Annotated in this window: 32 protein-coding genes and 1 other RNA gene; 26 read left to right on the top strand and 7 right to left on the bottom strand. The window is 33.9% G+C overall.

The features are described from left to right. The first annotated feature begins 47 nt into the window (after positions 1-47). The 4 genes from FHP05_RS02110 to nth all read left to right on the top strand — a co-directional run bounded on the left by FHP05_RS02110 (position 48) and on the right by nth (position 3,999). Positions 48-1,232: a pyridoxal phosphate-dependent aminotransferase gene (locus FHP05_RS02110; RefSeq protein ID WP_147665574.1), complete on the top strand. Its 1,185-nt coding sequence runs from the start codon at positions 48-50 to the stop codon at positions 1,230-1,232. 18 nt (positions 1,233-1,250) lie between these two features. After that, the gene (gene asnS / locus FHP05_RS02105) at positions 1,251-2,543 is read left to right on the top strand and encodes an asparagine--tRNA ligase (protein WP_147665573.1); all 1,293 of its coding nucleotides are present in this window, start codon (positions 1,251-1,253) and stop codon (positions 2,541-2,543) included. An 88-nt stretch (positions 2,544-2,631) separates the two neighbouring features. Further along, the gene (locus FHP05_RS02100; RefSeq protein ID WP_147665572.1) at positions 2,632-3,324 is read left to right on the top strand and encodes a DnaD domain-containing protein; all 693 of its coding nucleotides are present in this window, start codon (positions 2,632-2,634) and stop codon (positions 3,322-3,324) included. Positions 3,325-3,327: 3 nt separating this feature from the next. Beyond that, positions 3,328-3,999, top strand: coding sequence for an endonuclease III (nth, locus tag FHP05_RS02095; RefSeq protein ID WP_147665571.1), 672 nt, complete (start codon positions 3,328-3,330; stop codon positions 3,997-3,999). A gap of 18 nt (positions 4,000-4,017) precedes the next feature. Here the strand turns inward: nth and FHP05_RS02090 are convergent, their stop codons facing one another. Together FHP05_RS02090 and recU are read right to left on the bottom strand one after the other, a co-directional pair. Beyond that, a complete protein-coding gene (locus FHP05_RS02090) occupies positions 4,018-6,771 on the bottom strand; it encodes a transglycosylase domain-containing protein (protein WP_147665570.1) in 2,754 nt (917 codons plus the stop codon). Between the two features lie 17 nt (positions 6,772-6,788). Then, positions 6,789-7,376, bottom strand: a complete 588-nt coding sequence (gene recU / locus FHP05_RS02085; RefSeq protein ID WP_147665569.1) for a Holliday junction resolvase RecU — start codon at positions 7,374-7,376, stop codon at positions 6,789-6,791. A 113-nt stretch (positions 7,377-7,489) separates the two neighbouring features. Here recU and FHP05_RS02080 point away from each other — a divergent pair, with 113 nt between their 5' ends. The 7 genes from FHP05_RS02080 to FHP05_RS02050 all read left to right on the top strand — a co-directional run bounded on the left by FHP05_RS02080 (position 7,490) and on the right by FHP05_RS02050 (position 12,200). Further along, entirely contained in the window at positions 7,490-8,440 is a 951-nt protein-coding gene (locus FHP05_RS02080; RefSeq protein WP_147665568.1) for a DUF2515 family protein, read from the top strand. A 238-nt stretch (positions 8,441-8,678) separates the two neighbouring features. Then, the gene (locus FHP05_RS02075; protein ID WP_147665567.1) at positions 8,679-8,888 is read left to right on the top strand and encodes a hypothetical protein; all 210 of its coding nucleotides are present in this window, start codon (positions 8,679-8,681) and stop codon (positions 8,886-8,888) included. A gap of 90 nt (positions 8,889-8,978) precedes the next feature. Further along, positions 8,979-9,341 carry a DUF1798 family protein gene (locus FHP05_RS02070; protein ID WP_147665566.1) on the top strand — a complete coding sequence of 121 codons (363 nt, stop codon included), beginning with the start codon at positions 8,979-8,981 and terminating at the stop codon, positions 9,339-9,341. Between the two features lie 14 nt (positions 9,342-9,355). Next, positions 9,356-9,754: a cytidine deaminase gene (locus FHP05_RS02065; RefSeq protein WP_147665565.1), complete on the top strand. Its 399-nt coding sequence runs from the start codon at positions 9,356-9,358 to the stop codon at positions 9,752-9,754. 437 nt (positions 9,755-10,191) lie between these two features. Continuing rightward, positions 10,192-10,491 carry a cell division regulator GpsB gene (gpsB, locus tag FHP05_RS02060; protein ID WP_147665564.1) on the top strand — a complete coding sequence of 100 codons (300 nt, stop codon included), beginning with the start codon at positions 10,192-10,194 and terminating at the stop codon, positions 10,489-10,491. Positions 10,492-10,569: 78 nt separating this feature from the next. Continuing rightward, positions 10,570-10,942: RNase P RNA component class B (gene rnpB / locus FHP05_RS02055), an RNA gene on the top strand. A gap of 127 nt (positions 10,943-11,069) precedes the next feature. After that, complete coding sequence (locus tag FHP05_RS02050; RefSeq protein WP_147665563.1) at positions 11,070-12,200, top strand: THUMP domain-containing class I SAM-dependent RNA methyltransferase; 1,131 nt, start codon at positions 11,070-11,072, stop codon at positions 12,198-12,200. A gap of 31 nt (positions 12,201-12,231) precedes the next feature. Here the strand turns inward: FHP05_RS02050 and FHP05_RS02045 are convergent, their stop codons facing one another. The 3 genes from FHP05_RS02045 to FHP05_RS02035 are packed head-to-tail and all read right to left on the bottom strand — an operon-like array spanning position 12,232 to position 14,588. Then, the gene (locus tag FHP05_RS02045; RefSeq protein WP_147665562.1) at positions 12,232-13,923 is read right to left on the bottom strand and encodes a b(o/a)3-type cytochrome-c oxidase subunit 1; all 1,692 of its coding nucleotides are present in this window, start codon (positions 13,921-13,923) and stop codon (positions 12,232-12,234) included. Then, on the bottom strand, positions 13,923-14,426 hold the full coding sequence (locus tag FHP05_RS02040; protein WP_147665561.1) for a cytochrome c oxidase subunit II: 504 nt from the start codon (positions 14,424-14,426) through the stop codon (positions 13,923-13,925). The genes FHP05_RS02045 and FHP05_RS02040 overlap by 1 nt, the downstream gene beginning before the upstream one ends. 24 nt (positions 14,427-14,450) lie before the next feature. Beyond that, positions 14,451-14,588, bottom strand: coding sequence for a cytochrome c oxidase subunit 2A (locus FHP05_RS02035; protein ID WP_147665560.1), 138 nt, complete (start codon positions 14,586-14,588; stop codon positions 14,451-14,453). Between the two features lie 227 nt (positions 14,589-14,815). On the opposite strand from FHP05_RS02035, the gene FHP05_RS02030 reads away from it, so the two are divergent. Beyond that, positions 14,816-15,910, top strand: a complete 1,095-nt coding sequence (locus FHP05_RS02030) for a type III polyketide synthase (RefSeq protein WP_147665559.1) — start codon at positions 14,816-14,818, stop codon at positions 15,908-15,910. A gap of 1 nt (position 15,911) precedes the next feature. Continuing rightward, on the top strand, positions 15,912-16,424 hold the full coding sequence (locus FHP05_RS02025; RefSeq protein ID WP_147665558.1) for an isoprenylcysteine carboxyl methyltransferase family protein: 513 nt from the start codon (positions 15,912-15,914) through the stop codon (positions 16,422-16,424). A 53-nt stretch (positions 16,425-16,477) separates the two neighbouring features. On the opposite strand, the gene FHP05_RS02020 is transcribed toward FHP05_RS02025, so the two are convergent. Continuing rightward, a complete protein-coding gene (locus FHP05_RS02020) occupies positions 16,478-16,678 on the bottom strand; it encodes a cold-shock protein (protein ID WP_147665557.1) in 201 nt (66 codons plus the stop codon). Positions 16,679-16,942: 264 nt separating this feature from the next. On the opposite strand from FHP05_RS02020, the gene FHP05_RS02015 reads away from it, so the two are divergent. After that, positions 16,943-18,613, top strand: coding sequence for a formate--tetrahydrofolate ligase (locus FHP05_RS02015; RefSeq protein WP_147665556.1), 1,671 nt, complete (start codon positions 16,943-16,945; stop codon positions 18,611-18,613). Beyond that, positions 18,613-19,212, top strand: coding sequence for an HD domain-containing protein (locus tag FHP05_RS02010; protein ID WP_147665555.1), 600 nt, complete (start codon positions 18,613-18,615; stop codon positions 19,210-19,212). The genes FHP05_RS02015 and FHP05_RS02010 overlap by 1 nt, the downstream gene beginning before the upstream one ends. 61 nt (positions 19,213-19,273) lie before the next feature. On the opposite strand, the gene FHP05_RS02005 is transcribed toward FHP05_RS02010, so the two are convergent. Continuing rightward, positions 19,274-20,308, bottom strand: a complete 1,035-nt coding sequence (locus FHP05_RS02005) for a C40 family peptidase (protein WP_147665554.1) — start codon at positions 20,306-20,308, stop codon at positions 19,274-19,276. Between the two features lie 179 nt (positions 20,309-20,487). Here FHP05_RS02005 and FHP05_RS02000 point away from each other — a divergent pair, with 179 nt between their 5' ends. The 11 genes from FHP05_RS02000 (at position 20,488) to FHP05_RS01950 (ending at position 26,417) form a co-directional block, all read left to right on the top strand. After that, on the top strand, positions 20,488-21,444 hold the full coding sequence (locus tag FHP05_RS02000) for a thymidylate synthase (RefSeq protein ID WP_147665553.1): 957 nt from the start codon (positions 20,488-20,490) through the stop codon (positions 21,442-21,444). Positions 21,445-21,459: 15 nt separating this feature from the next. Beyond that, the gene (locus tag FHP05_RS01995) at positions 21,460-21,957 is read left to right on the top strand and encodes a dihydrofolate reductase (protein WP_147665552.1); all 498 of its coding nucleotides are present in this window, start codon (positions 21,460-21,462) and stop codon (positions 21,955-21,957) included. A gap of 5 nt (positions 21,958-21,962) precedes the next feature. Continuing rightward, on the top strand, positions 21,963-22,541 hold the full coding sequence (mobA, locus tag FHP05_RS01990; protein WP_147665551.1) for a molybdenum cofactor guanylyltransferase: 579 nt from the start codon (positions 21,963-21,965) through the stop codon (positions 22,539-22,541). Positions 22,542-22,651: 110 nt separating this feature from the next. Then, complete coding sequence (gene tatA, locus FHP05_RS01985; protein ID WP_147665550.1) at positions 22,652-22,852, top strand: twin-arginine translocase TatA/TatE family subunit; 201 nt, start codon at positions 22,652-22,654, stop codon at positions 22,850-22,852. Positions 22,853-22,874: 22 nt separating this feature from the next. Next, positions 22,875-23,021, top strand: coding sequence for a twin-arginine translocase TatA/TatE family subunit (locus FHP05_RS01980; protein ID WP_147665549.1), 147 nt, complete (start codon positions 22,875-22,877; stop codon positions 23,019-23,021). Between the two features lie 119 nt (positions 23,022-23,140). Continuing rightward, the gene (gene tatC / locus FHP05_RS01975; RefSeq protein WP_147665854.1) at positions 23,141-23,866 is read left to right on the top strand and encodes a twin-arginine translocase subunit TatC; all 726 of its coding nucleotides are present in this window, start codon (positions 23,141-23,143) and stop codon (positions 23,864-23,866) included. 14 nt (positions 23,867-23,880) lie between these two features. Then, positions 23,881-24,093 (top strand): YozE family protein, encoded by a 213-nt coding sequence (locus FHP05_RS01970; protein ID WP_147665548.1) that lies wholly within the window; start codon positions 23,881-23,883, stop codon positions 24,091-24,093. Positions 24,094-24,385: 292 nt separating this feature from the next. Then, positions 24,386-24,826: a VrrA/YqfQ family protein gene (gene vrrA / locus FHP05_RS01965; protein WP_147665547.1), complete on the top strand. Its 441-nt coding sequence runs from the start codon at positions 24,386-24,388 to the stop codon at positions 24,824-24,826. Positions 24,827-24,847: 21 nt separating this feature from the next. Continuing rightward, on the top strand, positions 24,848-25,804 hold the full coding sequence (gene msrB / locus FHP05_RS01960; protein ID WP_147665546.1) for a peptide-methionine (R)-S-oxide reductase MsrB: 957 nt from the start codon (positions 24,848-24,850) through the stop codon (positions 25,802-25,804). 29 nt (positions 25,805-25,833) lie between these two features. Further along, on the top strand, positions 25,834-26,046 hold the full coding sequence (locus tag FHP05_RS01955) for a DUF6501 family protein (RefSeq protein ID WP_147665545.1): 213 nt from the start codon (positions 25,834-25,836) through the stop codon (positions 26,044-26,046). A gap of 131 nt (positions 26,047-26,177) precedes the next feature. After that, entirely contained in the window at positions 26,178-26,417 is a 240-nt protein-coding gene (locus FHP05_RS01950) for an indolepyruvate ferredoxin oxidoreductase subunit alpha (RefSeq protein ID WP_147665544.1), read from the top strand. The last annotated feature ends 205 nt before the right edge of the window (positions 26,418-26,622 follow it).

The following is a 26,622-nucleotide window of genomic DNA, read 5'->3' as shown; positions in this document are numbered from 1 at the left end:
CGTTTAAAACGTTTTTATAATCATGAGTGAGAAAGGCGGTTTTACATATGGAATTAGCAAGTCGAGTGAAAAGCTTAACACCTTCTTCAACATTGGCCATTTCTGCAAAGGCTAAAGAATTAAAAAAGGAAGGCCATGATGTTATTGGGCTCGGTGTTGGTGAACCAGATTTTAATACACCCCAATATATATTGAATGCTGCTATGAAAGCTATGGAAGAAGGAATGACAAAATACACGCCTTCTGGTGGAATAGTCGAACTAAAGCAGGCTATTATAGATAAATTAAAAGATGATAATAATTTAGACTATAAGGAGAATGAAATCATTGTTACAACGGGTGCAAAACATGCATTATATACGTTGTTTCAAGTTATTTTAAATAAAGGGGATGAGGTGATTGTCCCTGCACCATACTGGGTGAGCTACCCCGAGCAAATTAAATTAGCAGAAGGAGAGCCCGTATTTGTTAAGGGGTCAGAAACGAATGATTTTAAAATTACTCCACAGCAACTGGAGGAAGCAATAACAAAAAATACGAAGGCTTTTATTCTTAATTCTCCAAGTAATCCTACGGGAATGATGTATTCCAAAGATGAATTAATAAAACTTGGTGAAGTTTGTCAAAAGTATAATATAATTATTGTTTCTGATGAAATATATGAAAAACTCATCTATACGGAAGATGCCCATGTTTCCATTGCAGAACTATCTGACACATTAAAAGCACAAACAATTGTCATAAATGGTGTGTCTAAATCACACGCAATGACCGGTTGGAGAATTGGTTATGCAGCAGGACCTGAAGCAATTATTAAAGCAATGACAAATCATGTTTCCCATGCAACATCCAATCCAACATCTATTGCACAATATGCTGCACTAAGAGCATATAACGCAAATGAAGATCCTACAATTGAAATGCGTAAGATTTTTAGTGAGCGATTAGATACCCTTTATGAATTGATGACTAACATTCCGGGAATTTCATGCGAAAAACCAAAAGGGGCATTTTATTTATTTCCAAATGTGAGTGAGGCAGCCAAAATGAATGGATTTAATAGTGTGGACGACTGGGCAAAAGCACTTTTAGAAGAAGAGAAGGTTGCACTTGTTCCTGGTTCTGGTTTTGGCTCACCAGAAAATGTTCGACTATCATATGCGGTATCTAAAGAAAATTTGGTTGAAGCTGCACAAAGAATAAAACGATTTGTAGAAAAACATCAAGAATAGTTTTTGGAGGGAATTAATATGAAAACAACTATACAACATGTAGCAAAACACGAAGGACAAGAAGTTACAATTGGTGCCTGGTTAGAAAATAAACGTTCAAGTGGAAAAATTGCCTTCTTACAGTTGCGAGATGGTACTGGATTCATGCAAGCAGTTGTAGCAAAAAATAGTGTGGATGAAGAAGTTTTTAAACTTGCAAAAACATTAAACCAAGAATCTTCTATATACATAACTGGAACAATTGTAGAAGATAAACGTTCACCACTTGGTTTTGAAATGCAAGTAAAACATATTGATCTAATCCAAGAAGCAGTTGATTATCCGATTACACCTAAAGAACATGGAACAGAGTTCTTAATGGATCATCGTCATTTATGGCTACGTTCTAAACGTCAGCATGCAGTAATGAAAATACGAAGTGAAATTATCCAAGCAACATATAGATTTTTCTCAGATCATGATTTTATGAAAGTAGACCCACCAATTCTTACTGGGGCATCTGCAGAAGATACAACAGAATTATTTCATGTTGAATATTTTGATGAGGAAGCATATCTTTCACAGAGTGGACAACTTTATTTAGAAGCAGCTGCAATGGCATTGGGCAAAGTATTTTCTTTTGGACCAACTTTTCGTGCGGAAAAATCAAAAACAAGACGTCATTTGATTGAATTTTGGATGATGGAACCGGAGATGGCTTTTGTTGAACATGAAGAAAGTTTACAAATACAAGAAGAATATGTCAGCTTTCTAGTGAAATCAATTTTAGACAATTGTCAGCAAGAACTTCAAGTCTTAAATCGTGACATTTCAAAATTAGAAAAGATTACTGCACCATTTCCAAAGATTACATATAAAGAAGCAATTCAATTATTAAAAGATAAAGGATTTACAGATATTGAATGGGGTGATGATTTTGGTGCCCCACATGAAACGGCTATTGCTGAGAACTATGACAAACCAGTATTTATTACAAACTGGCCAAAGGATATAAAAGCATTTTATATGCAACCACATCCTGAAGAACCAGAGCTTGTTTTATGTGCTGATTTGATTGCACCTGAAGGATATGGGGAAATCATTGGTGGTTCGGAACGTATTCATGATTATGAGTTGATGAAAAAGCGCTATGAAGAACATCAATTATCAGGTCCAGCATATGAATGGTATCTAGAATTACGAAAATATGGAAGTGTACCACATTCTGGCTTTGGGCTTGGCTTAGAAAGAACTGTTGCATGGATAGCAGGTGTAGAACACGTCCGTGAAACGATTCCGTTTCCACGTCTTTTAAACCGTCTGTACCCTTAACCTAAAACGAAATCCCTTGCCTGATGCAGGGGATTTTTATTTTTAGTTATTCTGTTGCATCATGATATACTATGAATGAGGTGCTAATATGGATAAGCAAATAATGTTACAAGATCTTTTAGTTAATCAATTGTCCATTCCAATAAAACTGCTTACAAATTATCATAAATTAGGTCTAAATGAAACAGACGTGATGGTAATTATACAAATTCATCGATTTATTGTGAAAGGTGATACATTTCCTACACCTGATGATTTATCGTCCTGCACTACATTAAATAAAACGGAATGTTCGCATATATTACGTAAACTTATTCAAAGGCAGTTTTTATCTATTAATCAAATAGAAAATGAAAAACATCAATTAAGCGAAAGATACTCGCTGGAACCATTATGGAATAAGCTGTTTACTGTTGATGAAGATGAGCAAGAAAAACCTGATGAAGGAAATTTATTCATTTTATTTGAACAAGAATTTGGTCGCCCATTATCACCATTTGAAATAGAAATGATAAATGCATGGTTGGATGATGATGGTATTGTTCCAGCTTTAATTAAAGCAGCTTTACGTGAGGCAGTATTAATGGGAAAATTAAACTTTAAATATATTGATCGTATTTTAAGAAATTGGAATAAAAAGGGAATTAAAACTGTAGAAGAAGCGAGAGAATTATCCAGATCTTTTCGAGGTAATCAACAACCACCAAAACAAACTTCATATAAGAAAAATGAAGAGAAAGATGATTCCTTATACTTTAACTGGTTAACAGGGGAGGATTAGTGGATGCTTAATAATCGTGAAATTCGTTATTGTCTAGATGAGATGGGGAAGATGTTTCCAAATGCAGCGTGTGAATTGGTACATACGAATCCATTTGAATTAGTTATTGCTGTTGTTTTGTCTGCTCAGTGCACGGATGAGTTAGTAAATAAGGTAACTAAAAAATTATTTAAAAAATATAAAACTCCTGAAGATTATCTATCTATTCCTTTAGAAGAATTACAACAAGATATTCGTTCAATTGGGCTATTTCGCAATAAAGCAAAAAATATTCAAAAATTATCACATCAAATCATTCATGATTATAATGGACAAGTTCCTCAAGAGAGAGAGGAATTAATAAAACTTGCTGGTGTAGGAAGAAAAACAGCCAATGTAGTTACATCTGTCGCATTTAATCACCCTGCAATTGCTGTAGATACCCATGTGGAACGGGTAGCTAAACGTTTAGGAATCTGCAGGTGGAAAGACTCTGTAATGGAAGTTGAAAACACATTAATGAAAAAAGTTCCAGAAGATGAATGGAGTATGACGCATCATCGAATGATTTTCTTTGGTAGATATCATTGTAAAGCAAGAAATCCAAATTGTTCTGAATGTCCCTTGCTAACTTTATGTAGAGAGGGAAAGAAACGGATGAAAAAGCGAAACAAAGAAAAAAACCCCGTACAATAAACATGTACGGGGTTTTTTTTAATTATTAGCATCTTCATCTTTTTCATCGTTGTCTTCTTCGCTTTCTTCGCCTCCTTGATTTCCTTCATTACCTTTATTTCCTTCACCTTTTTCACTTTCTTCTTGTTCTTCATTTTTATTATTGTCTTCTTTCTTATCTTCGTCTCCTGTCACAGGTTTTTCTTCCATTGGGACAGTAACTTGAACAGAGTTTGCTTCACTTCGTTTACCATTTTCATTACCAATAGCGGTAACAACAATTGTATACGTTTCTCCAGGCTGTGCACCTTTTATATCGACACCCATAGATTCCTTTATTTCTTTTTGTCCATTTACAGATACTTCAAATTTAGCTGGTGGACCATCATAAGCCCAATTTACTTGGATGATGGTATCTTTATAATGTGCATTTAAATTTTGAACAGATGGGATGTTTGTATCTTCATCTTCAGTATCCTCATCTTCATCTTCTGGATTACCTATTTTCAGTTTAACTGTTCTTGCCTCACTCTTGTCATTATTATTACTTATGGCAACTACTTGTATTTCATATTCCGCGTCCATTTCAACTTGATTAATATCTAACGACAGTTCATCTGTTGTAGAAAGTGATTGCATTTTACCATCATTAATTCGGGCACTGACTTCAAATTGAATGTCTTCTTTTTTATCGTAAGACCATTCTACATGAATGGATTGCTTATCTTCATTATATGTTGCTTTTAATCCACTAACAGGATCTAATTGCTCATATTTAACAGATTCCTTTTTAGGCTCTGTTCCTTTCACAAATAATTCTGTTACAATTTGTGAGCTTGGTGTTTGGTTACTTGGAAGAGAAGGCGGATTAGAACCTTTTTCTACACCTACCTTCACAACAGAACTAGGCATTTTAAAATCAGGAGTTTCCACATCTTTCGATATCTCTGTCATTGTGTTACGAAATAGATCTCGGGCTATCTTTGTATATCCAGAAGGAATAGATAACTTTTTATCATTCTCATCAAAATTCCCCGTCCAAACTGAAATAGTATAGTTTGGAGAATAACCGATAAACCAGGAGTCTTTACTATCGTCTGAAGTCCCTGTTTTACCTGCAATTGGGATTCCAGCTACATTTGCAGAGCGTCCAGTACCTTCCTGAACAACTGATTTTAACATATCTGTAACCATATATGCTGTGTAGTCTGACATTGCAGCTTTTGGTTCTGGTGTTAAATCAACGACTTTCCCATCTGGAAATTCCACTTTTGTCACGGTATATGGCTCAATATAAACACCTTCGTTCCCAAATGCTTGATATGCTCCAGCCATTTCGATTGGACTAAACTCATTACTTGTTCCACCAATGACATCTCCAACACCAATTGGATGTTCATAGTGAAGACCTAATCCTTCCGCAAATTCCTTGACCTTATTTGCACCAACTTCTTCAAATGTTTTTAATGCCGGTACGTTTAAGGAGTGAGTTAAAGCATATCTGGCACTTACCCAGCCTTGATATGTTCTTGTAACATTATTAATCGGATTTTTAACATTTTTGTCATATGGTTTATCATCATTGATTTGATGATATGTGGACCATTTATTATACTCTATGGCTGGTCCGTATGCCATAATTGGTTTGGCAGTTGATGCTGGTTGAAACGTTTGTTGGGCATAGTTTAATTCACCTTTCCCTTCACTGTTTCTTCTCCCACCAATTGCTTGAATAGCGCCTGTTTTCGTATCTACAACGGTCATCCCGGCTTGCATCGTGTCATTTGGGAATTGGATAGGATTTTGCTCACTGTCTGTTAATAAAGACTCAACATATTCTTGAGCGTCAGAATCTAATGTTGTATATATTTTTAATCCGTCTGTATAGATGTCTGCACCATCCAATTTTTCACTTACTTCATCTTTTACTTGTTGGATAAATCCTTGGTATTTTGCGCCTTCTGGTACTTTATCTGTTAGTAATGATGGAATATCTACTTTACGTGCTTCGTCTGCTTCTTTTTGGCTAATTTTATCATGGCGAACCATTAATTTTAACACAGTATCCATTCGTTCTTTGGTAAGTTCTGGGTTCTTATATGGATTGTATGCTGTTGGTCTCTGAGGTAAACCAGCTAGTATGGCAGCCTCAGGTAATGTCAAATCATGTAGGTCTGTTTTACCAAAATAAGCTTTCGCTGCGCTAGCTACACCATAGGCATTATTCCCATAGAAAATTTTATTTAAATACATTTCTAAAATTTGCTCTTTTGAATACTTTCTTTCCAGTTTTAGTGCTAGCCATTGTTCTTGCACTTTTAATTTAATTTTTTTATCTTTTGCAAGAAAATAATTTTCAACTACCTGTTGAGTAATTGTACTTGCACCTTCAGACCCAAATCCATGTTTAAAGTTTGCAACAATTGCTCCTCCAATTCTTCTTATGTCAATTCCAGGGTGCTTGAAGAAACGGGCATCTTCGGTTGCAGTCACTGCATCTACCAATACTTCAGGTAGATCATCATAAACGATTTTTGTTCGCTTTTCTGTTCCAGGTTCGGCAACTACTTCTCCCTCTTTATCTAAAATTTGTGATGAAAATGGATCAGATAATTTTGCTGCATCAATTTTTGGTGCTGTGGCAATATAATACGTGAATAGAACACCAATCCCTATTCCTATTGCCAAGACAAGGAATAAGGTGGATAACATGATTTTTTTCCATAATGGTTTTTTCTTTGTTGTAGGTTTTTGTTTTTTTCTACCCATTCGGGTTTGGTTATTTGCAACCATTTTTTTACCTCCGATATTTAAAAATACAGTTGATCGACTACAGATAAGTAATCAATTCTTGCTTGATATTTAAAAGGAATTAAAACGCCGTCCTTCTGAATACTAGTATATGGGACTGACTTACGTCCATCATTATTTTGTTGCTCCCAAAAATAAACTATTTTTTCTCCAGGATATAAATATGTTTCGTCATGCTCTTTGAAACGAATAATAAAAAAACTAATACCCCCATGTTTTAAAATTGCATTCATATGCCTTATTTGATGTTCATGAATATTTGCTAAAGGAAAGGATGTTTTGTTTTTCGTTTCTTTTGCTTCAAAGTCGATATGCTTTCCCTGATAAATACCATTGTAATCTGTTGTTGAAGCTTGTTTGAAATATGCTTCAGTAATAACAGCTGCACTCCTTTTAGGATAATTTACATTGACAATTTGTATTGGTGTTGGTTTTTTATGAATCACTGCTCGATTAGTTTCTAAATAATAGGAATTCGTCACATTAATATCTTCTTCAAGTGACATTCCTCGATTGGAATATGCAATTTTCGTGGAAGACTTTGGTTTCTTTTTCACTCTTTTTCGCATTCCGTTTGGGTAATTCATCGTATTCCTCCTAATGTATGAAAGTATCATACCAAAAAAATCATCATTTGATAATATTTTATATCAATAATTAACAAAAACGTTAGTATTTATCACAGAAAGTAGGATGTAAGATGAAACAAACACGAAAAACAAATGACTACCTCCATTATATATCAAAACAGACACAAGACCATAATTTCGATAATATATCTCGCACAAAAGCATATTATTATTATTTTCAAGAACATCCAGAAATAGAATGGGCATTTGTTGCAAGTCTTGTGTCACGAAATGCTGGATGGAATATGACTGATTTAAAATTACCTATGTTTGAAAGCTTATTAGGCGAAAGAGAAAGATGGCAGTTATTTATGACTTATGAAAGAGCAAATTGGCTTATTTTTTTAGATGCCTACCCTCAATTACTTATTTATGCTTTGTCAAAAAAATTAAGACAACCATTATTTTTTTTATTAGAAGAATTCCATATCTCTAAATTTATGCAATTAGAATGGAAATATTTTTGGAAAAGTAATAATAAAACAAGATTGGTTATTTCTTTGATTATTAATGAGCAAAATGTTATAGAAAATGCCGTTATTCAACATCCATTTTATAAAACGAATGTATTTCAAGGATTGCCATATTTTTTACAAAATATATTTTGGATGAATGCGGTTATTATACCAACCAAGAGTGGAAATATATACGGAAAACATGTAAAGGGATTTACGAAATTAAAAAATCGAATTCAAATGGGTAAGGAAATTGCATCGCTTCTTTTTCATCCCTCCATTTATCCAGATATAAAAGAATTTACAAAAACAATTCCCCATACCGGATCCCGTTATGATTATGAACAATTTTTAAATAATCCTTTGCCTAAAGCGATGGCATTACGCAGTGCATATCCATTTATAAACCATAGAAATGTAAAACAAGAAGATTGGTATACTAAAGAAAAAATGAAACCAAAATGGAAAAGTCCAGTTATCATTCGAAATCCAAAAGAAATTAGTTCCTCGTTTTATTGGAAGCGGAAGTTGTTTGACCGATATCGCAGGTTTAAATCTAATGGATAGGTTTGCTTGTTCGTCATTAAAATCCTTTTGTTATTAATAAAGCTATTGTTTTAAATAATCATAAATCTGAAGAAATCTATATTTAGAAACATTAATAAAAATTGTCAAAAAGATTGGATTAAATCACAGAATAATAAATTAATTGCTAGATTGATTCTAGTTTTGTCGAACATGCAGGGAAAGGGAATAAGATAGCGTATAAATTATATAAGTGAAATAAAAAGGGTAGGTGTATAAAATGGGGATTGCATTGAAAGAAAATGATAGAAAACATGGTGGTGTATCGAAACAATATTTTAAAAAAGAATTAAAACAAATGGAAATCCAATTATATGTACTAGAACAAAAAGTATCTTTACAAGTGAATCGCTCTTTAGAAGATTATTATTACGAAGTTACAAATGAACTAGATAGTTTAAGACAAAGCATGAGCCATTTAGAAAAATGAACGCCTTGTAAAATTTAAAAAAGTATCATCCGCACCTTAAACATGTTAAAGTAAAGTAAAGGTCTTTGTATAATTGGAGCGATTTACACGATGAGTTTACTTATATTAACAAAGCTATTAAATGATCATTTAGAACAATTGAAAATTTTATATTCAACAAATAAACAACCAGAAAATAGTAGGGATAAACAATTTTTTTTAGAAGTGAAAGACAAAACAGGCCCAATCTTTGAACTTCTAAATCAATGGGAAGAAGAAGCATTAGTACAAGGAAAGAAGAGAAATATTACATTATATCCACAACAAATCACATCTACAAAGGAAAATATGGAGTTAGTTTTAATGCATAGTTACTATCATGATGTCAGAAAAAGACGATACATGGAATTAAATCAATCGATTCAATATGTATTTGACCAAGTTGTTCGTGAAATGGAACAAGCTATACGGTAGAAGGGGAAGATAATATGGCAAATAAAGATTTAATAGACCTAGCAAGAAAGGCTCGAGATAAAGCATATGTCCCTTACTCTAAATTTCCCGTAGGTGCAGCATTAAAAAGTAAATCTGGTAATATTTATACTGGGTGTAATATTGAAAATGCTTCCTATCCATTAACATGTTGTGCAGAGCGTGTTGCAATTTTTAAAGCTATTTCAGTTGGTGAAACTGATTTTCTTGAAATGGCTGTTATTGCAGATACAAATCGACCTGTACCACCGTGTGGGGCTTGTCGTCAAGTAATGAGTGAATTCTTTCATTCTAGTATGCCGATATATTTATCCAATTTGAATGATAAAATAAAAATAGTAATCATGGAAGAACTTTTACCATTTTCTTTTCAGCCTGTCGATTTAGAAAATTAAATGACTTATAGAGCTTTCTTTTTAATGGTATAATGAATATAGAACATAATTGTAAACAGACATAATAGAATGGTAAAGAGAGCTTGATTCAGTCAGGATTAAAACTAAATGAATCATACCTATCGTTTACACAGCGCATATCTAAATATGTTTATTAGGATATGATTATAAAACCTGAAGCAAAAAAAGGGTCATGTCCGAATAATTGTGTAAATATTAAATGGACCAAGTAACATGAGCGAAAGAAATATACGTAGACTCCTGCGGGAAAAAAGGTCTCGCTTAAGACCCCCGAGAGCGTAGCTCGAGGAGGCTCAGCAGCCGCCCGCGGAAAGCGGAGTATATTTCTGTAGCGATAACCATTATAAAGTTATCATTTTACACACAATTCCGGACATAACCTAAAAAAGAGGAAAGTTTAAGTGCGGGGTGAAGACATGGACAAAGATAAAATTCAATTGACAGGTAAAGATATTCTTGAAAAGGATTTTAAAGTTTCGATGAGAGGATATAATCAAGATGAGGTAGACAAATTTCTAGATATTATTATTCAAGATTATCAGCTATTTCAACAAGAGATAAGTAAGCTACATCAAGAAATTAATCAATTAAAGAATAATAAGAGAATGATAAAGCCGAACCAAGTTACACAACCAAGTCAAGTTAATTATGATGTTTTAAAACGATTATCTAATTTAGAAAAAGCTGTATTTGGTGGTCAATTAAAAGAAGAATAAGTATAAACAAAAACAATCAAATTATTTCCAGTGAAAAACAAAAGAAAATATGCTATACTAAGTATATGTTCATGTTGGATACTTACGTAATCGCTATGCATTTAAATATGTGTAGAGGAAAGTCCATGCTCACACAAACTGAGATGTTTGTAGTGTTCGTGCCTGACGAAATCATAAGTCAGGGTAATAACGGCAACAGAAAATCCTAAGTCCTTGTAGATACGGATGAATATGTTTGAAAGTGCCACAGTGACGAAGCTGGTTTGGAAACAAATCAGGTGGAACGAGGTAAACCCCGCGAGTGAGCAACCCAAATATTGGTAGGGGCATTCTTGATTAGGGAACTCAACCGAAAAAGAGACAAGCGTATACTTGTAGATAAATGATTACGACCCTGGTACGAGGTTGACTACCGTTTGTAGTACAAAGGTACAGAACATGGCTTATCAAGTATTTAACACGTCTAAATGAACATGAAAAAACCTATTTATGAAGGTATCTTTCATAAATAGGTTTTTTGTTTGGATTAGAATAGATGTGGTAAACTATGGGTAAGTATAAAAGAAAGGAATACATATATGAAACAACAAATTACTTTAATAGCAACTGCCGCAATGGGACTTGAAGCTATCGTCGGAAGAGAAATAAAAGAACTTGGATATGAACCAAAAATAGAAAATGGTAGAGTTCTTTTTCAAGCTCCCATGTCAGCAATCCCTCGTTGTAATTTATGGTTAAGATCTGCTGATCGTTTAAAAATATTAGTAGGGGAGTTTAAAGCAGTTACATTTGATGAACTATTTGAAGAGACAAAAGGCTTACCATGGGAAAACTTTATCAGTGAAGATGGTGAATTTCCAGTTTCAGGAAAGTCCGTGAAGTCAAAATTGTTCAGTGTATCAGATTGTCAAGCAATCGTGAAGAAGGCTATTGTTGAGAGATTACGACTTAAATATGGTGTTGTATCAAAAATGATGCCTGAAACAGGCTCTTTATATAAGATAGAAGTTGCTCTACGAAAAGATATTGCATCACTTACAATAGATACATCTGGAACAGGACTGCATAAGAGGGGCTATCGTGTTGGACAAGGAGAGGCACCTTTAAAAGAAACGCTTGCTGCTGCATTATTATTGCTAACAAATTGGACTCCTGATAAGTTGTTAATCGACCCTTTTTGCGGTTCTGGAACAATACCTATTGAAGCGGCATTCATTGGACAAAATATAGCCCCAGGTTTCAACCGTTCATTTGCATCCGAATCATGGGATTTTTTACCGAAAAACAGTTGGGAAAAGGCCTTTGAAGAAGCTGAGGATTTAGCAAATTATGATCAAGATTTACAAATCATCGGCTCGGATATTGACCACAAAATGATTGATATCGCAAAACAAAATAGTCTAGAAGCAGGTCTCGGTGAAATAATTACATGGAAACAAATGCAAGTAAAAGACCTAAATATACGTGATAACAATGGATATATTGTTACAAACCCACCATATGGACAACGGATAGGAGAAGAAAAAGAAGTTGCAACAGTCTATCAAGCTTTAGGACAAATCATGAAAGACCATCAAACTTGGAGTGTTTATGTTTTAACTGCATTTAAGAATTTCGAGAAAACTTATGGTAGTAAAGCAACGAAGAAAAGAAAACTATTTAATGGCTTTATAGAGACAAATTACTATCAATATTTTGGTAAAAAATAAAAAGCAGGGAATTTTCCCTGCTTTTATTTTTTTATTGATTACCTATTGGCCACGCAAATGGCGGTGAGCCAGGAGGTGAGTTTTGAAGCAAATCAAATACTGGAATAGAGTAAGCAAACAAGATTAATGCTACTGTGATTCCAACCCACATTTTCCAGTTGTCAAACCATGCTGGAGTAGGATCTGCATCTGGCTCTTCTTGTGCTAATGGATAAGCAGTTTCTCCTTTTGGAGCGAAAAATGCCATTTTAACGAAAATGTAAATCATTAATAGGATCGCAATAAAGAGAATTGTTCCACCTACTGCTTGTGCTAATTGATAACCAATCCATTCTTGTGCTTGTGCTGTTCCACCATATTCGGAGAACTCAGAACGACGTGGTCCTCCTTTTAATCCTTGAATATGCATGGAGGTTGACATAATAAGCATACCTGTTGACCATACAATGGATTGAATAATTCCTAATTTATTTAATTGAGGTGTTAATTTTCTACCAGTCAAGTGTGGTACTAACCAGTATGTAACACCGAAGAATGTTAAAATTACAACGAATGCAACTGTTAAATGGAAGTGTCCAGTAACCCAAATGGTATTATGAACAACTGTATTTAATTGGTGTGATGCGTTGATAATTCCACCTGCACCACCAGGGATAAATCCTACCATTCCAATGAATGGAGCTAAGAAACGAACGTCTTTCCAAGGTAATTTCTTCAGCCAACCGAACATCCCAGTTGCGCCTTTTTTACGACCAGTTATTTCAAATGTAGCAAACATAGAGAATGCAGTCATTAATGTTGGTATAACAACCATCATTGTCAATGCAACTTGAATAAACTTCCATGTAGGATGAATACCAGGTTCTGTTAACTGGTGGTGGAAACCTACTGGAATGGAAAAGAATAATAGTAAAACAAATGACATTCTTGCTAACGCGTCACTAAATATTTTTCCACCAATAATTTTTGGAATAATAACATACCATGTCATATAAGCTGGTAGTAGCCAGAAATAAACTAATGGGTGACCGAAATACCAGAATAATGTTCTACTTAATAATACGTTAATTGTTGACGCATAACCTAAAGACCATGGAATAAATTGAACTAGTACTGCAACTGCTACACCAAGTGATGCAATAAACCACATAATCATATTGATTGTTACCATAAATGCTGGTAATGGTGTTTTTTCACCTGGATGCTTCTTTTTCCAAACAGCAACCTGGTGCCAGTTCACAAAAGCTGCTATCCAGGAACCTATAATCACTAGAGCAAGACCAATATAAAATAATGGATGACCTTTTAATGGAGCATAGAAAGTGTATAGGACACTTGCTTTACCTAATAAAACAATAGTTGCCGCTATAATAGTTCCGATTAACATTACCCAGAAACTTAACCAGCCAAGTTTACGTTGTTTATCCGACATACCAACTGATTTTTCCATCAGTGTAAATTGGAATCCAATGATGAAAAATGTTGTCATAACAAGTGCTAAAATAACACCATGGACAGTAAGAATTTGATAGTAGCCTATTCCCCAAGGTAAAGTAATTTTCCCTGATCTTACCAACGTTTGTAATAATCCCATTAATCCACCGATTAGAAGGGATCCAAATGTAACATACATAAAAGACATATATAATTTCTTACTTTTATCAGCGATTGGATATGCACCAATCTCTTGTTTTTCAGTAGTTTCTGCTTTTGCTAAACCCATTATTCATACACCTCCAGCGTACCAAACATTAAGTGGTGACCAACACCACAGTATTCGTTACATACAATTGTATATTCACCAGGTGTATCTAAAACGGTTTCCATTTTACTTACATAACCTGGTTCAACCATCATATTGACATTTGTCCCGGCGACATTAAAGCCATGTACAACGTCAGGTGAAGTGATTTGGAATAAAACATTAGAACCTTTTGGGATTCTGAGGTGTTTCAGAGCATTTCCTTCATCGTCTACTCCAAAGTCATAATTAAATGCAGATGCCACGATATTAACTACATAACGTCCTTCATCTACTTTTGTAACTCCTAAGTTTTCAGGTTTAAAAGCATCATAGGCTTCCACGTTGTTTGGATCAATAATTTGACCGTGACTTTGTGGGTGAGTACCTTTCCAAAATGCTCCATAACCTAAAATAACCATAAATAAGATTAAAGATCCAATACCAAAGACCAACCAAATCTTTTCATACTTGTGTAAATGCATAATCGTTCACTCCCTTGTCTCTGTTTATCTTGTTACAAAAATTCCAAATACCCAAAACCAACTAACAACAATAAATGCTAGAACAAACATAACAGAGGCCAATGTCCCTTTTAAATTTGGCTCTTTTTTATTGTCGTGTTTTTTCTTTGTTTCGGATGCCATGTTTTCAACTCCCTCACAGTAATATTGTCTTCATTCTTATCATACAAAATAAAACTTGATAACTTAAGGTATAAATAGATATGTCATACTTTGTTCAAAATAGTCTCTTAAGCATGATTAACCAAGTTTTCTAACCAATAAGTTTAAAAAGAATGTGAAGAAAATGTGAATACTTTAAGGATAATATTTGAAAAAAAGGGTAGGCTATGTTTTAAAAAGGTGAGAATATGTCGATTATTGGTTCTGTTGGATTGGGTATTCCCTCTTTTGAGATCAATCAAACAACTGTTAAGCAATTGGTAAAACAACTTTTTAAAAAAGAAAGAATGATAGAGCGTTTATTACCTATTTTTGATAATGCTGCAATTGAAAATAGACAATTTGTTGTTTCAACTGATTGGTTTCATCAGGATTGGGATTTTTCTAAGAGAAATGAATTGTATATAAAGTATGCACTGGATTATTCTTTACAAGCTATTGATCATTGTTTAACGAATGAAAATTTTTTAAACGAGAAAATCGCTTATGAAGAAATAGATATGATTATCTTTGTATCAAGTACAGGTATTTCTACACCGTCAATGGATGCACGTATCATGAATAAACGTCCCTTTAGAGAGGACATCCATCGTTTACCTATATGGGGATTGGGATGTGCAGGAGGAGCGAGTGGCCTAGCTCGTGCATCTGATTGGACTTCTACATATAAGGATGAGACAGTTTTACTCATTTGTTGTGAGTTATGCAGTTTAACTTTCCAGAAAGAGGACAAAAAGAAACGAAATATCGTAGGTACTGCACTTTTTGGCGATGGTGTAGGTGCAGCTCTCGTTATAGGAGAGCACTCTCCATTAGTTAAACGTTTAAATAGGAATCAAAAACCTATGATTAAAAACGCAAGTTCCTTTACCAAAAAGGATACAGAGTCAATTATGGGATGGAATGTAAATGAAAATGGACTTGAAGTTGTGTTTTCTAAAAGTATTCCATCACTTATCCACTCACTATGGAAACCCCATCTAGAAGGTTTTTTACAGTTATTAGATATAAAAAGAGACGATATTCATTCCTTTATCGCACATCCCGGTGGAAAGAAGGTGCTTGAAGCGATGGAAGAAGCTTGTTCTATCCCAACATCAAAGTTTTATCATTCTTATCAAGTCCTGAAAAATCATGGAAATATGTCATCACCAACTGTCTTGTATATTTTAAAAGAGTGGATGAAAGACAAAGAAAGGGATTGCTCTACTTGTGATCAAAGTATCTTGTCTGCATTAGGCCCTGGTTTTAGTTCAGAATTATTATTATTGGAGTGGAGATAAGATGACAACATGGATGTGGCTACTTTTATTATTTATCATTGGACAACGTTTACTGGAACTTAAAATTGCAAAAAGGAATGAAAAGTGGATGAAGGAAAGGGGAGGGATTGAAACAGGGAAAGAACATTATAAATGGTTTTTAATTGTTCATTCTTTATTTTTCATTTCAATCTTTTTAGAAGTGAGTCTTCAAAATAGAATGGATCACAGTTTGAATTACTTTTTATTAAGCCTCTTTATCGTACTACAGACATTACGGATATGGTGTATTGTTTCTTTAGGGAGATTTTGGAATACAAAAATAATCGTTTTACCAAGGGTTGCACTTATTAAAAAAGGTCCTTATAAATATGTGGACCACCCTAATTACATTATTGTAGGTATGGAGTTATTTGTTATACCTCTTCTATTTGGAGCGTATGTTACAACATTTGTTTTTCCAATTTTGCATTTGATTTTGCTTAAAATTAGAATTCCGAAAGAAACGGAAGCATTGTCAATGTTATCGAAATAATAACAAAAAAGCGGTAATCTATATAGGATTACCGCTTTATATATGCTAGTTCTTTATTTTTTTACAACATTTGCTGCTTGTGGGCCGCGTTCACCTTCAACGATTTCGAAAGTTACTTCCTGACCTTCTTCTAATGATTTGAATCCCTCTTCTTGGATAGCGGAATAATGTACGAAAACATCATTTCCTTCTTCTACTTGAATAAAACCGTAACCTTTTTCTGCATTGAACCATTTTACTACTCCATTTTCCATGTAAATAATCCTCCTAAAAACTTCACGTGGAACGTGTTAATACAAAGAAGAAGTATAAATCTAAAGTATAAAAGATTGTACTATTTAATCTTTAAAATATCTTCTTTGCTTATTTTCACTATAACTTATTTTATCCGCTTCGTCAATGAACACGCCTTAATATCACCAGTTTAGGTAAATTCTAGGATTTAAAATGGTATCATTATATAATAGAAGTGCCATATTACTTTTATGCACTTTAATTATCGAAAGGATTGGGATTAAATGAAAACAGATATACAAATTGCTCAAGAAGCTACGCTAAAACCAATTTCTGAAATTGCCAAATCATTAGGTCTACAAAAAGAAGATTGGGAACCATATGGGAATACAAAAGCAAAATTATCAGATCAATTAGTAGATCGTTTGTCCGATAGACAAGATGGTAAAATCGTTCTTGTGACATCTATTAACCCAACTCCGGCGGGAGAAGGGAAATCTACTGTTACTGTAGGCTTAGGTCAAGCATTAAATAAAATAGGAAAAAAAGCAGTCATTGCTTTACGTGAACCATCATTAGGACCTGTGATGGGATTAAAAGGCGGGGCAGCTGGTGGGGGATATTCACAAGTATTACCGATGGAAGATATTAATTTACATTTTACTGGGGATATTCATGCTATTACAACAGCCAATAATGCACTTTCAGCAATAATTGATAATCATATTCATCGAGGAAATAAATTACAAATTGATCCTCGGAAAATAGAATGGAAACGTGTCTTAGATATGAATGACAGAGCACTAAGAGAAATTGTAATTGGGTTGGGCGGACCATCCCAAGGAATACCCCGTGAAGATGGATTTAATATTACGGTTGCTTCCGAAATTATGGCCATTTTGTGTTTGGCAAACAGTTTATCTGATTTAAAAGAAAGAATTTCACAAATAGTGATTGGATATACATATAATGAAGAACCTGTAACTGTAAAGGATTTAAAAGTAGAAGGTGCGTTAACCCTTTTATTAAAAGATGCTTTTAAACCAAATTTAGTACAGACAACAGAGAATACACCAGCAATTATTCATGGTGGCCCATTTGCTAATATTGCACATGGATGTAATAGTATTATGGCAACTAAAACAGCTGCTAAGTTAGGGGATTATGTCATTACAGAAGCAGGGTTTGGAGCAGACCTTGGCGCCGAGAAGTTTTTAAATATTAAAGCAAGAGCGGCAAAATTTGATCCTGATGCAGTTATTATTGTGGCAACTATTCGTGCTTTAAAAATGCATGGCGGAGTAGAAAAAAGTGGATTAACAAAAGAAAATGTGCATGCATTGAAAAAGGGTATGGAAAACTTGGAAAAACATATTGAAACAATTGAAAAGTTTGGACTCCCTTATGTAGTTTCTATTAATAAATTTCCGACCGATACAATAGATGAGATTAATTATATCGAAAAATGGTGTGAAGAAAGAAAAGTAGATGTTGCTTTAACAGACGTTTGGGCTAAAGGAGGAGAGGGTGGAATCGAACTAGCCGAAAAAATAGTGCATAAAATTGAAACGAATCAACATAAGTTCGAACATTTGTATCCTCTTGATATGTCATTGGAAAAGAAAATAAGAAAAATAGCCCAAGTCGTTTATGGTGCAAGTAATATTGAATTATCAAACAAAGCGAAAAAACAATTAGCATATTTCGAAGAACAAGGATGGGGACAGTTACCTATCTGTATGGCTAAAACACAATATTCATTATCTGATGATCCCACATTACTAGGAAAACCAGAAGGATTTGTTATTACGATTCGTGAACTAAGACCATCTATTGGTGCGGGGTTTATCGTAGTCTTAACTGGAGAAATGTTAACGATGCCCGGTTTGCCAAAGAAACCTGCCGCATTTAAAATGGATGTAACAAATGACGGTAAAGTAGTTGGGTTATTCTAATGTACGACCAAGGCAAGCAACTAGAAGCTGTAGAAAACTATGTATATAATTTATTTCATAAGGACAGTACTGGACATGACTACTATCATTTATTGCGGGTTATGAAAATGGCTAAAATAATGGCACAACAAGAAGGAGCAGACCTTTTTATTTGCCAAGCTGCAGCATGGTTACATGATGTTGGCGATATAAAACTTTTCTCTAATCCAAAGCTTGCGTTGGATCGGATGGAGGAATTTTTATTATCTATTCACATAAAAGATGAGGATATTAAAAAAATTAAACTAGCCATCCAAGATGTATCTTATAGTAAAGGGAAACAGCCGAAAACAATCGAAGGGAAAATAGTTCAAGATGCCGACAGATTAGATGCGATTGGTGCAATTGGAATTGCTCGGACATTTGCTTATGGCGGTGCAAAGGGACAAGGAATTTATCATCCAGCACAACCGAAAGAAACGAGTATACAACACTTTTATGACAAGTTGTTACATTTAAAATCATCCCTTCATACAAAGAGTGCTAGACATATAGCAGAAGAACGTCATCAATTTATGGAGGTATTTTTAGATCAATTCTTTAAGGAATGGAATATGTGAAATGATGTAAGCAATCATATGATTGCTTACATCACTATTAGGGTAGGTTACTGTTAGGGGGTTAGTTCTCTATTCGTTTTGCCCCTAAATATTTTGGACTCCAATAGGGATTATCCATCTCACTTATTTCCACTCCACGTGATTCACCGGCATGAATAAACTTTCCATCACCTAGATATATTCCTGCATGAGACGGACCTGGTTTATATGTTTCAAAAAATATAAGATCTCCAACAGATGGTTGCTCAACAGGGGTTCCGTAATTCCAAATATCTGAAACAGTCCTTGGAATTTGAATATCTTCTGCTTGGTAGACAAACTGAAGGAATCCACTACAATCAAAACCACCAGGAGATGTTCCACCCCATTTATAAGGAGTACCAATTTGAGCTCGTGCTGTCTGGATGACATCTGTGGATGGCGCTGGATCTGTGGGAACAGTTTTTGTTTTATTTTCATTTTCTTCTTTGTCTTGTTTTTCCTTCACCTTTAATTGGTGTTCATTATTTATTTTCTCTTCCTTTTTTGTTGCCTTCTTTTCATTATCAGCATGCACCTTTTTCAAAGGTTGTTGTGGAACTTCATTTTCTAATGTAATATTATGTTCTTCTTCCGCAACTTTTATCGCTTGAGCGGTTAGTGGACCGTAAATTCCATCTGCTTCTCCAGCATAATACCCGAAATATTGAAGAATTTCCTGTGTTAATTTAACATTTTCACTTGTTAATCCCGGGTAAATTTTTTCGGATAACTGTTCTATTTTTTTTAAGTTTTGTCTTCTTTCCGCTCGAATGATTGAAAATAATGTCTCGGTATCAGTATGACCTGTGATTGAAATGTTATTTTCTTTTTGAAATTGCTTTAATGCATGTTCTGTTAAGATGCCAAAGTCACCATCCACATTATCTTCATAGTATGATAATTTTTTAAGTTTTAATTGTAAGGTGGAAACTAGCTTACTATGTTCCCCGTATTGAAGGGTTTCATTTTCCCTTAGTAGATCATATAAAGTATCTGGCTGAGCAGCAAACGGCTGACTTAAGATCATTCCATACATGAATGAATGTTTCACTGCATGTTTTAACGTTTCATTCATTTTTATGGTCCCCTTTCATCATGTGCCTTTAGTTCAAATTTATGGGGATTATAAATATATTATGTTTTACGTTTACATTACAATAGAACATATAGATTACAACTGAACTTATTACATGTATAATGAGTGTTGGTTATTTTAAAAATATAAGAGAAGTAGAAATCTGTGGAGGTATATATATGCAATATGGTGAACAAGCATACTTGGATTTATGTCATCATGTGCTTCAAAATGGCATAAAAAAATCTGACCGTACGAATACTGGGACCTTATCATCTTTTGGTCATCAAATTCGCTTTGATTTAAGTAAGGGGTTTCCGTTATTAACTACAAAGCGGGTACCTTTTCGATTAATTATAAGTGAACTATTATGGTTTATTAAAGGAGACACAAATATCCGCTATTTATTGGAACATAATAATAATATTTGGAATGAATGGGCTTTTAAAAACTGGATAGAAAGTAAAGATTACAAAGGACCAGACATGACTGATTTTGGGAACCGTAGTCAACAGGATGAAAAATTTAAACAACAATATGAGGAACAGATGGAGATTTTTAAACAACGGATACTTGATGACTTGGATTTTGCAAAATCCTACGGTGATCTCGGATTTGTCTATGGTAAACAGTGGCGAAAATGGCAGACAAGCCAGCAAGGTACCATTGACCAGTTGAAGAATGTGATACAATCTATAAAAACAAACCCAAACTCCCGTAGACATATTGTTTCTGCCTGGAACCCAGAGGACATTCCACATATGGCATTACCGCCATGTCATACATTATTTCAATTCTATGTAGTTGATGGAAAACTATCTTGTCAATTATATCAACGTAGTGCGGATCTTTTCTTAGGTGTACCGTTTAATATTGCGAGTTACGCATTACTTACTCACATAGTTGCTAATGAATGTGGACTTGAGGTTGGGGAATTTGTACATACATTCGGTGACACGCATCTTTATATAAATCATTTAGACCAAATAAAAATCCAACTTGCTCGGGAACCAAGAGAATTACCACAACTTCAAATAAGTAATACGGAAAAAGATATATTTGAATTTGATGTAGATGATTTTAAGTTAGAAGGCTATCATCCACATCCAGCCATTAAGGCACCAGTAGCAGTCTAGGAAGGTGAATATAATATGATATCGCTTATTGTTGCAATGGGGAAAAATCATGTCATTGGCTCCAATAATCAAATGCCGTGGCATTTACCAAAAGATTTAAAGCATTTTAAAGAAACAACTATGAACCATACTATTATTATGGGAAGAAAAACATTTGAATCCATCGGGAGAGCGTTACCCAAACGAAAAAATGTTGTACTTACAAGAAATAAGACAATAAATCTTCCATCGAATGTAGATATAATTGATGATTTTGATACTATTATAAAGTGGCATGAGAATCGTCCAGAAGATGAATTTTTTGTGATTGGTGGTGGGTCCATTTATAAACAAATACTACCCCATGCCCACCGTATGTATATTACATGTATTGATGAGGAATTTACTGGGGACACATTTTTTCCAACATTCGATAAGAAAGAATGGACATTGACAGAAAAAACAAAAGGTCCAAGAGATGAGAATAATGATTATGATTATTATTTTCTCCAATATGATCGTCTAGATGGGTGAGAGTGATGGATGTTTGTTGTGTGGCATTATCTGGTGGCAAGTCATCAAGAATGGGAACGAATAAATCTTTATTACTATTAAATAATAAAACAGTAATAGAGAAAATAATAAATGAATTACATGATATAAGTTGTCATGTCTATCTTGTAACAAATGAACCAGTCATATATCAATTTTTACAAATCCCATTGATTAGAGATCGATATAAAGAAAAAGGACCATTAGCAGGAATAGAAACAGCATTTTATCATATTGATGCATCTATTTTTGTTTTTAGTCCTTGTGACACGCCGTTTATAAGTAGTAGTATTTACCGTTATTTACTTAAGCAAATAGGCGACAAAGATGCTGTTATTCCTGTTTATAATGGTCAAATTCATCCATTATCTGGAATTTACCGAAAAAAAGTTTTACCAAATATACAAAGACAAATAGAGCAGAACAAATTACGGGTCAAAGATTTTGTAAACAATATTGATGTGAAATATGTTGATGATTTCGACTATATCCCAGATAAAGTACTTGCCAAACATTTCTTTAATATGAATGATCCTGATGCATATGAGAAAGCAAAGTCGTTTTAAACTTGTACAGATATCATGAATCATGATAAACTAAAGATGGTTTCAAGAAGAAACGTTAAATATTATATGTAATTTCAAAATTTAATCATTAATAAAAAGGGTGCATAGATATGCTATCAAGTATCGGTTTTCCAGGTTTGATTTTGATTTTAATTATTGCATTAATTATTTTCGGTCCATCAAAACTTCCTGAAATAGGAAAAGCAGCTGGTCAAACATTAAAGGAATTTAAAAAATCAACCAGTGATTTAACAAGCGATGTAAAAGATGAAATTAATGAAGCAAAAGATATTGTTAATGACAATAAATAATTTCATTTTGGGGTGAGGGGCCATGCTAAGTAATATTGGATTTCCAGGATTGTTTTTGATTTTATTTATTGCCTTAATCATTTTTGGACCTTCGAAGTTACCGGAAATTGGGAAATCACTAGGTACAACATTAAAAGAATTTAAGAAAGCAGCAAAAGATACAAAATGAAATGTACATGCATTTTAATGGGGAAGGTGTAGGGAGATAAACCTTACATCTTCTTTTCTGCTTACATAATAGGAGTGAGTTTGGTGAAAAAGGAAAAACAATCCGCTGAAGAGAAGGAGATGAATGTAACAGGTCATCTTTCCGAATTACGCAATCGGTTAATTGTTACAGCTCTTTTTTTTCTTGCATTTTTCATATTAGGATTTGTGTATATAAAAGATATTTATCATTTCTTTGAACAGGATATCCCTTTTACATTAGCAGTAACAAGTCCAGGTGAAATAATTTGGATATATTTCACATTGGCTGGGGTTATTGCGCTTGTTGGTACAGTGCCTGTTTTTAGTTTACAATTATGGTTATTTATTAAACCTGGGCTAACTTCTAAAGAAAGAAAAGCATCACTCATGTATATCCCAGTTATTTTCATTTTATTTATTGGTGGTCTTGTTTTTGGGTATTTTATGTTTGTCAAGTTAATCTTACCATTCCTACTTTCATTAAATGATGGGATGTTTACAGAAATATTTACAGTTGATAATTATTTCCGTTTTGTATTTCGGGTAAGTTTGCCATTTGCCATCTTTTTTGAAATTCCAATTATGGCCATGTTTTTAACACAACTCGGAATACTAACTCCTGAATTTATGAAAAAAACAAGAAAGTATGCCTACTTTATTATGGTTATTGTTGGTGCTGCTGTTACACCACCAGATTTTGTATTACAAATCGTAGTAGCTATTCCATTAATTGTGATATATGAAATAAGTATCCAATTATCAAGTGTTGTATTTCGTAAAAAACAGAAAAAACATGCAGCATTTATGGAAAATGATACCATTTAAATAAGGGTGATGGAATGCGTACATTTTATCAATTTATTTTAACTTATCGGGGTAAACTACAACCAGATGATGAGAGCCGATTAGCGGATTGGGTTTTTCATGAACATGATTTTCCGAAACACGCTGTGACATACAATGAAATTAGTGAGTATATCGAACAATTTAGTCCATTTGTAAATGCTGTTCATGTCTTTGATGAGCTATGGCAGGTTTATAAAGAAGAATGAAAAGCTCTGGTGCTACCAGAGCTTTTCATTACCAATAATATTATGGTACGATAACATTTAAATATAAATATTTCCGAATGAATAACAAATAATGTTACAAATAAATTCATAAATAGACAATTAGGAATGCTAAAGGACAGGATACTTACTAAAATTGCTATGGAAATTGTTGTATTTTGCGCTTGCCGGGGAAATAATATTCTCATTTCCTACCTTGAATGAAATAGCCTACACTCATTTTTAGGCATGGCGTATAATAGACTAGATAATTTTTTTGAAATGGGGGATTAACATGATGTTTCCACCTTCGCCACATCATAAGTCTTATTATACACCTTTAAGAACGCAAAACTTACAACCTCGGCCAACTAATAATATAATGACACAATTAAAACGCTTCCTTCCTTTTTCTAGTGGCAATTCTTTACTGACGAACCCGAATAATGTCTCAAATGTGATCACAAATATTCAACAAGTTTTAAAAGTAGTTGAAACGACAGCACCATTAGTTAAGCAATATGGACCAATGGTTAAAAATATTCCGGCAATGATTAAGATGGTGAAAGCCTTTAAGGAAATAGAAAATGTGGAAGACACTACTGGAGAAATAGAATCAACAGATAATGCAACTATATCAACTACTAAAACTCCTAAGGCGACTACAACATCGAAAGAAGAACAAATACATGAAAAAAGGAAAACAGGAATCTCTACACCAAAGCTATTTATATGAAACTTGGAGGGATAGAAAAAGATGACGAATCGAGAAGTAGCAACATTTGCTGGTGGTTGTTTCTGGTGTATGGTTGAACCATTTGATAAAAGACCTGGAGTGTATGAAGTCATTTCTGGTTATACAGGAGGACATGTTGAAAATCCTAGTTATGAACAAGTTGCTTCACAAACAACAGGACATGTAGAAGCTGTTCAAATCACGTTTGACCCAACAAAGATGCCTTATGAAGAACTTGTTCAAACCTTCTGGCAACAGATTGACCCTACAGATGCAACAGGGCAATTTAATGATCGGGGAGAGCCGTATCAGACGGCTATTTTTTATCACAATGAAGAACAGAAACGAATCGCAGAACAATCGAAAGAAAAGCTTGAAAAAAGTGGTAAATTTTCCAAATCAATTAGAACAAAAATACTTCCAGCCCAACCTTTTTATAAAGCGGAGGAAGGGCATCAAGATTATTATAAAAAACAGGCATTTCATTATAAATTGTATAAAAAAGGTTCTGGTAGAGAGGATTTCATAAAGCGTCATTGGGAGAAAAATAATACAGAAGATCGAAGGAAACAATTAAAGCCAATGGAATACTATGTAACACAAGAAAATGGAACAGAACCACCATTTAAAAATGAATATTGGGATAATGAAGAAGAAGGAATTTACGTTGATCTTATCTCTGGAAAAGTTTTATTTTCTTCTAAAGAAAAATTTGATGCTGGTTGTGGTTGGCCAAGCTTCACAAAACCAGTTGATCCCTATCATGTCACAGAACGACTAGATACAACACATGGAATGATTCGTACAGAAGTAAGAAGTAAAGAATCAGACGCACATCTTGGTCATGTTTTTCCGGATGGGCCGAAAGAACATGGTGGTTTACGCTATTGTATGAATTCGGCTGCAATGCGTTTTATTCCAAAAGATCAAATGAGAAAAGAAGGTTATGAAAAATATTTATATATTTTCACAGAATAATGAACAGTTGATAAAGGAGTGGTCTTTTAATGATACATTTAAAATGGGAGACAAGCCCAACAATTAAACAAATAAAATGCATCCATGCAGATGCAACAAAATTTATTGTTCATCGTAAATTAACCCCTGGAAAAGTCTATGATGTTAAAAATGAAACAGAGGAATTTTATTTTATCATAGATAACAGTGATCGTATTGCTGGATTTCGTAAAGAGTACTTTGAAGAATTGACGAATGAATGATCAAATGAGGAACAATCTAATGGTAACTTTTCTTGAAACAATTAAAGTTATTATGTAAAATTAGTATGAAAATATTCATATGAACTATATATTACAGTACGATGTTGTAGGCACCGAAGGAGGAGAGGCAGTTGGCATTTGTTATTACATCACCTTGTAAAACAGAAAAAGCGGCCGAATGTGTTGAAGTTTGTCCTGTTGATTGTATAGAAGAGGGCGAAGACATGTTTTACATCGACCCAGATATTTGTATAGATTGTGGAGCATGCGAAGCTGTATGTCCAGTGGAAGCTATTTTTATTGAGGATGAAGTTCCCGAAGAGGAAAGCGAATATATTGAATTAAATAGGAAGTTCTTCGAAAATCGTTAATTCGAATTTTTTAAGCACCCACTTTATAAAGTGGGTGTTTTTTTACGTGAATTACTCCCATTTCAAGTGAAATTTGGCACTATTCGTTGATCAATAAAACAATTCCTAAGATGAAATAATAAACAGAGAAATGTATTGAATAACCTCAATTTGCCAATACTAGAAAATAGATTTATATCATGAGTAGTAGATGTTTATCTAAAAA

The sequence above is a fragment of the Cerasibacillus terrae genome (genome assembly GCF_008039555.1).
Taxonomy (GTDB): Bacteria; Bacillota; Bacilli; order Bacillales; family Amphibacillaceae; genus Cerasibacillus; species Cerasibacillus terrae.
Note: the sequence above shows the minus strand (reverse complement) of the source record. Positions and strands in the feature narration are given on the sequence as shown.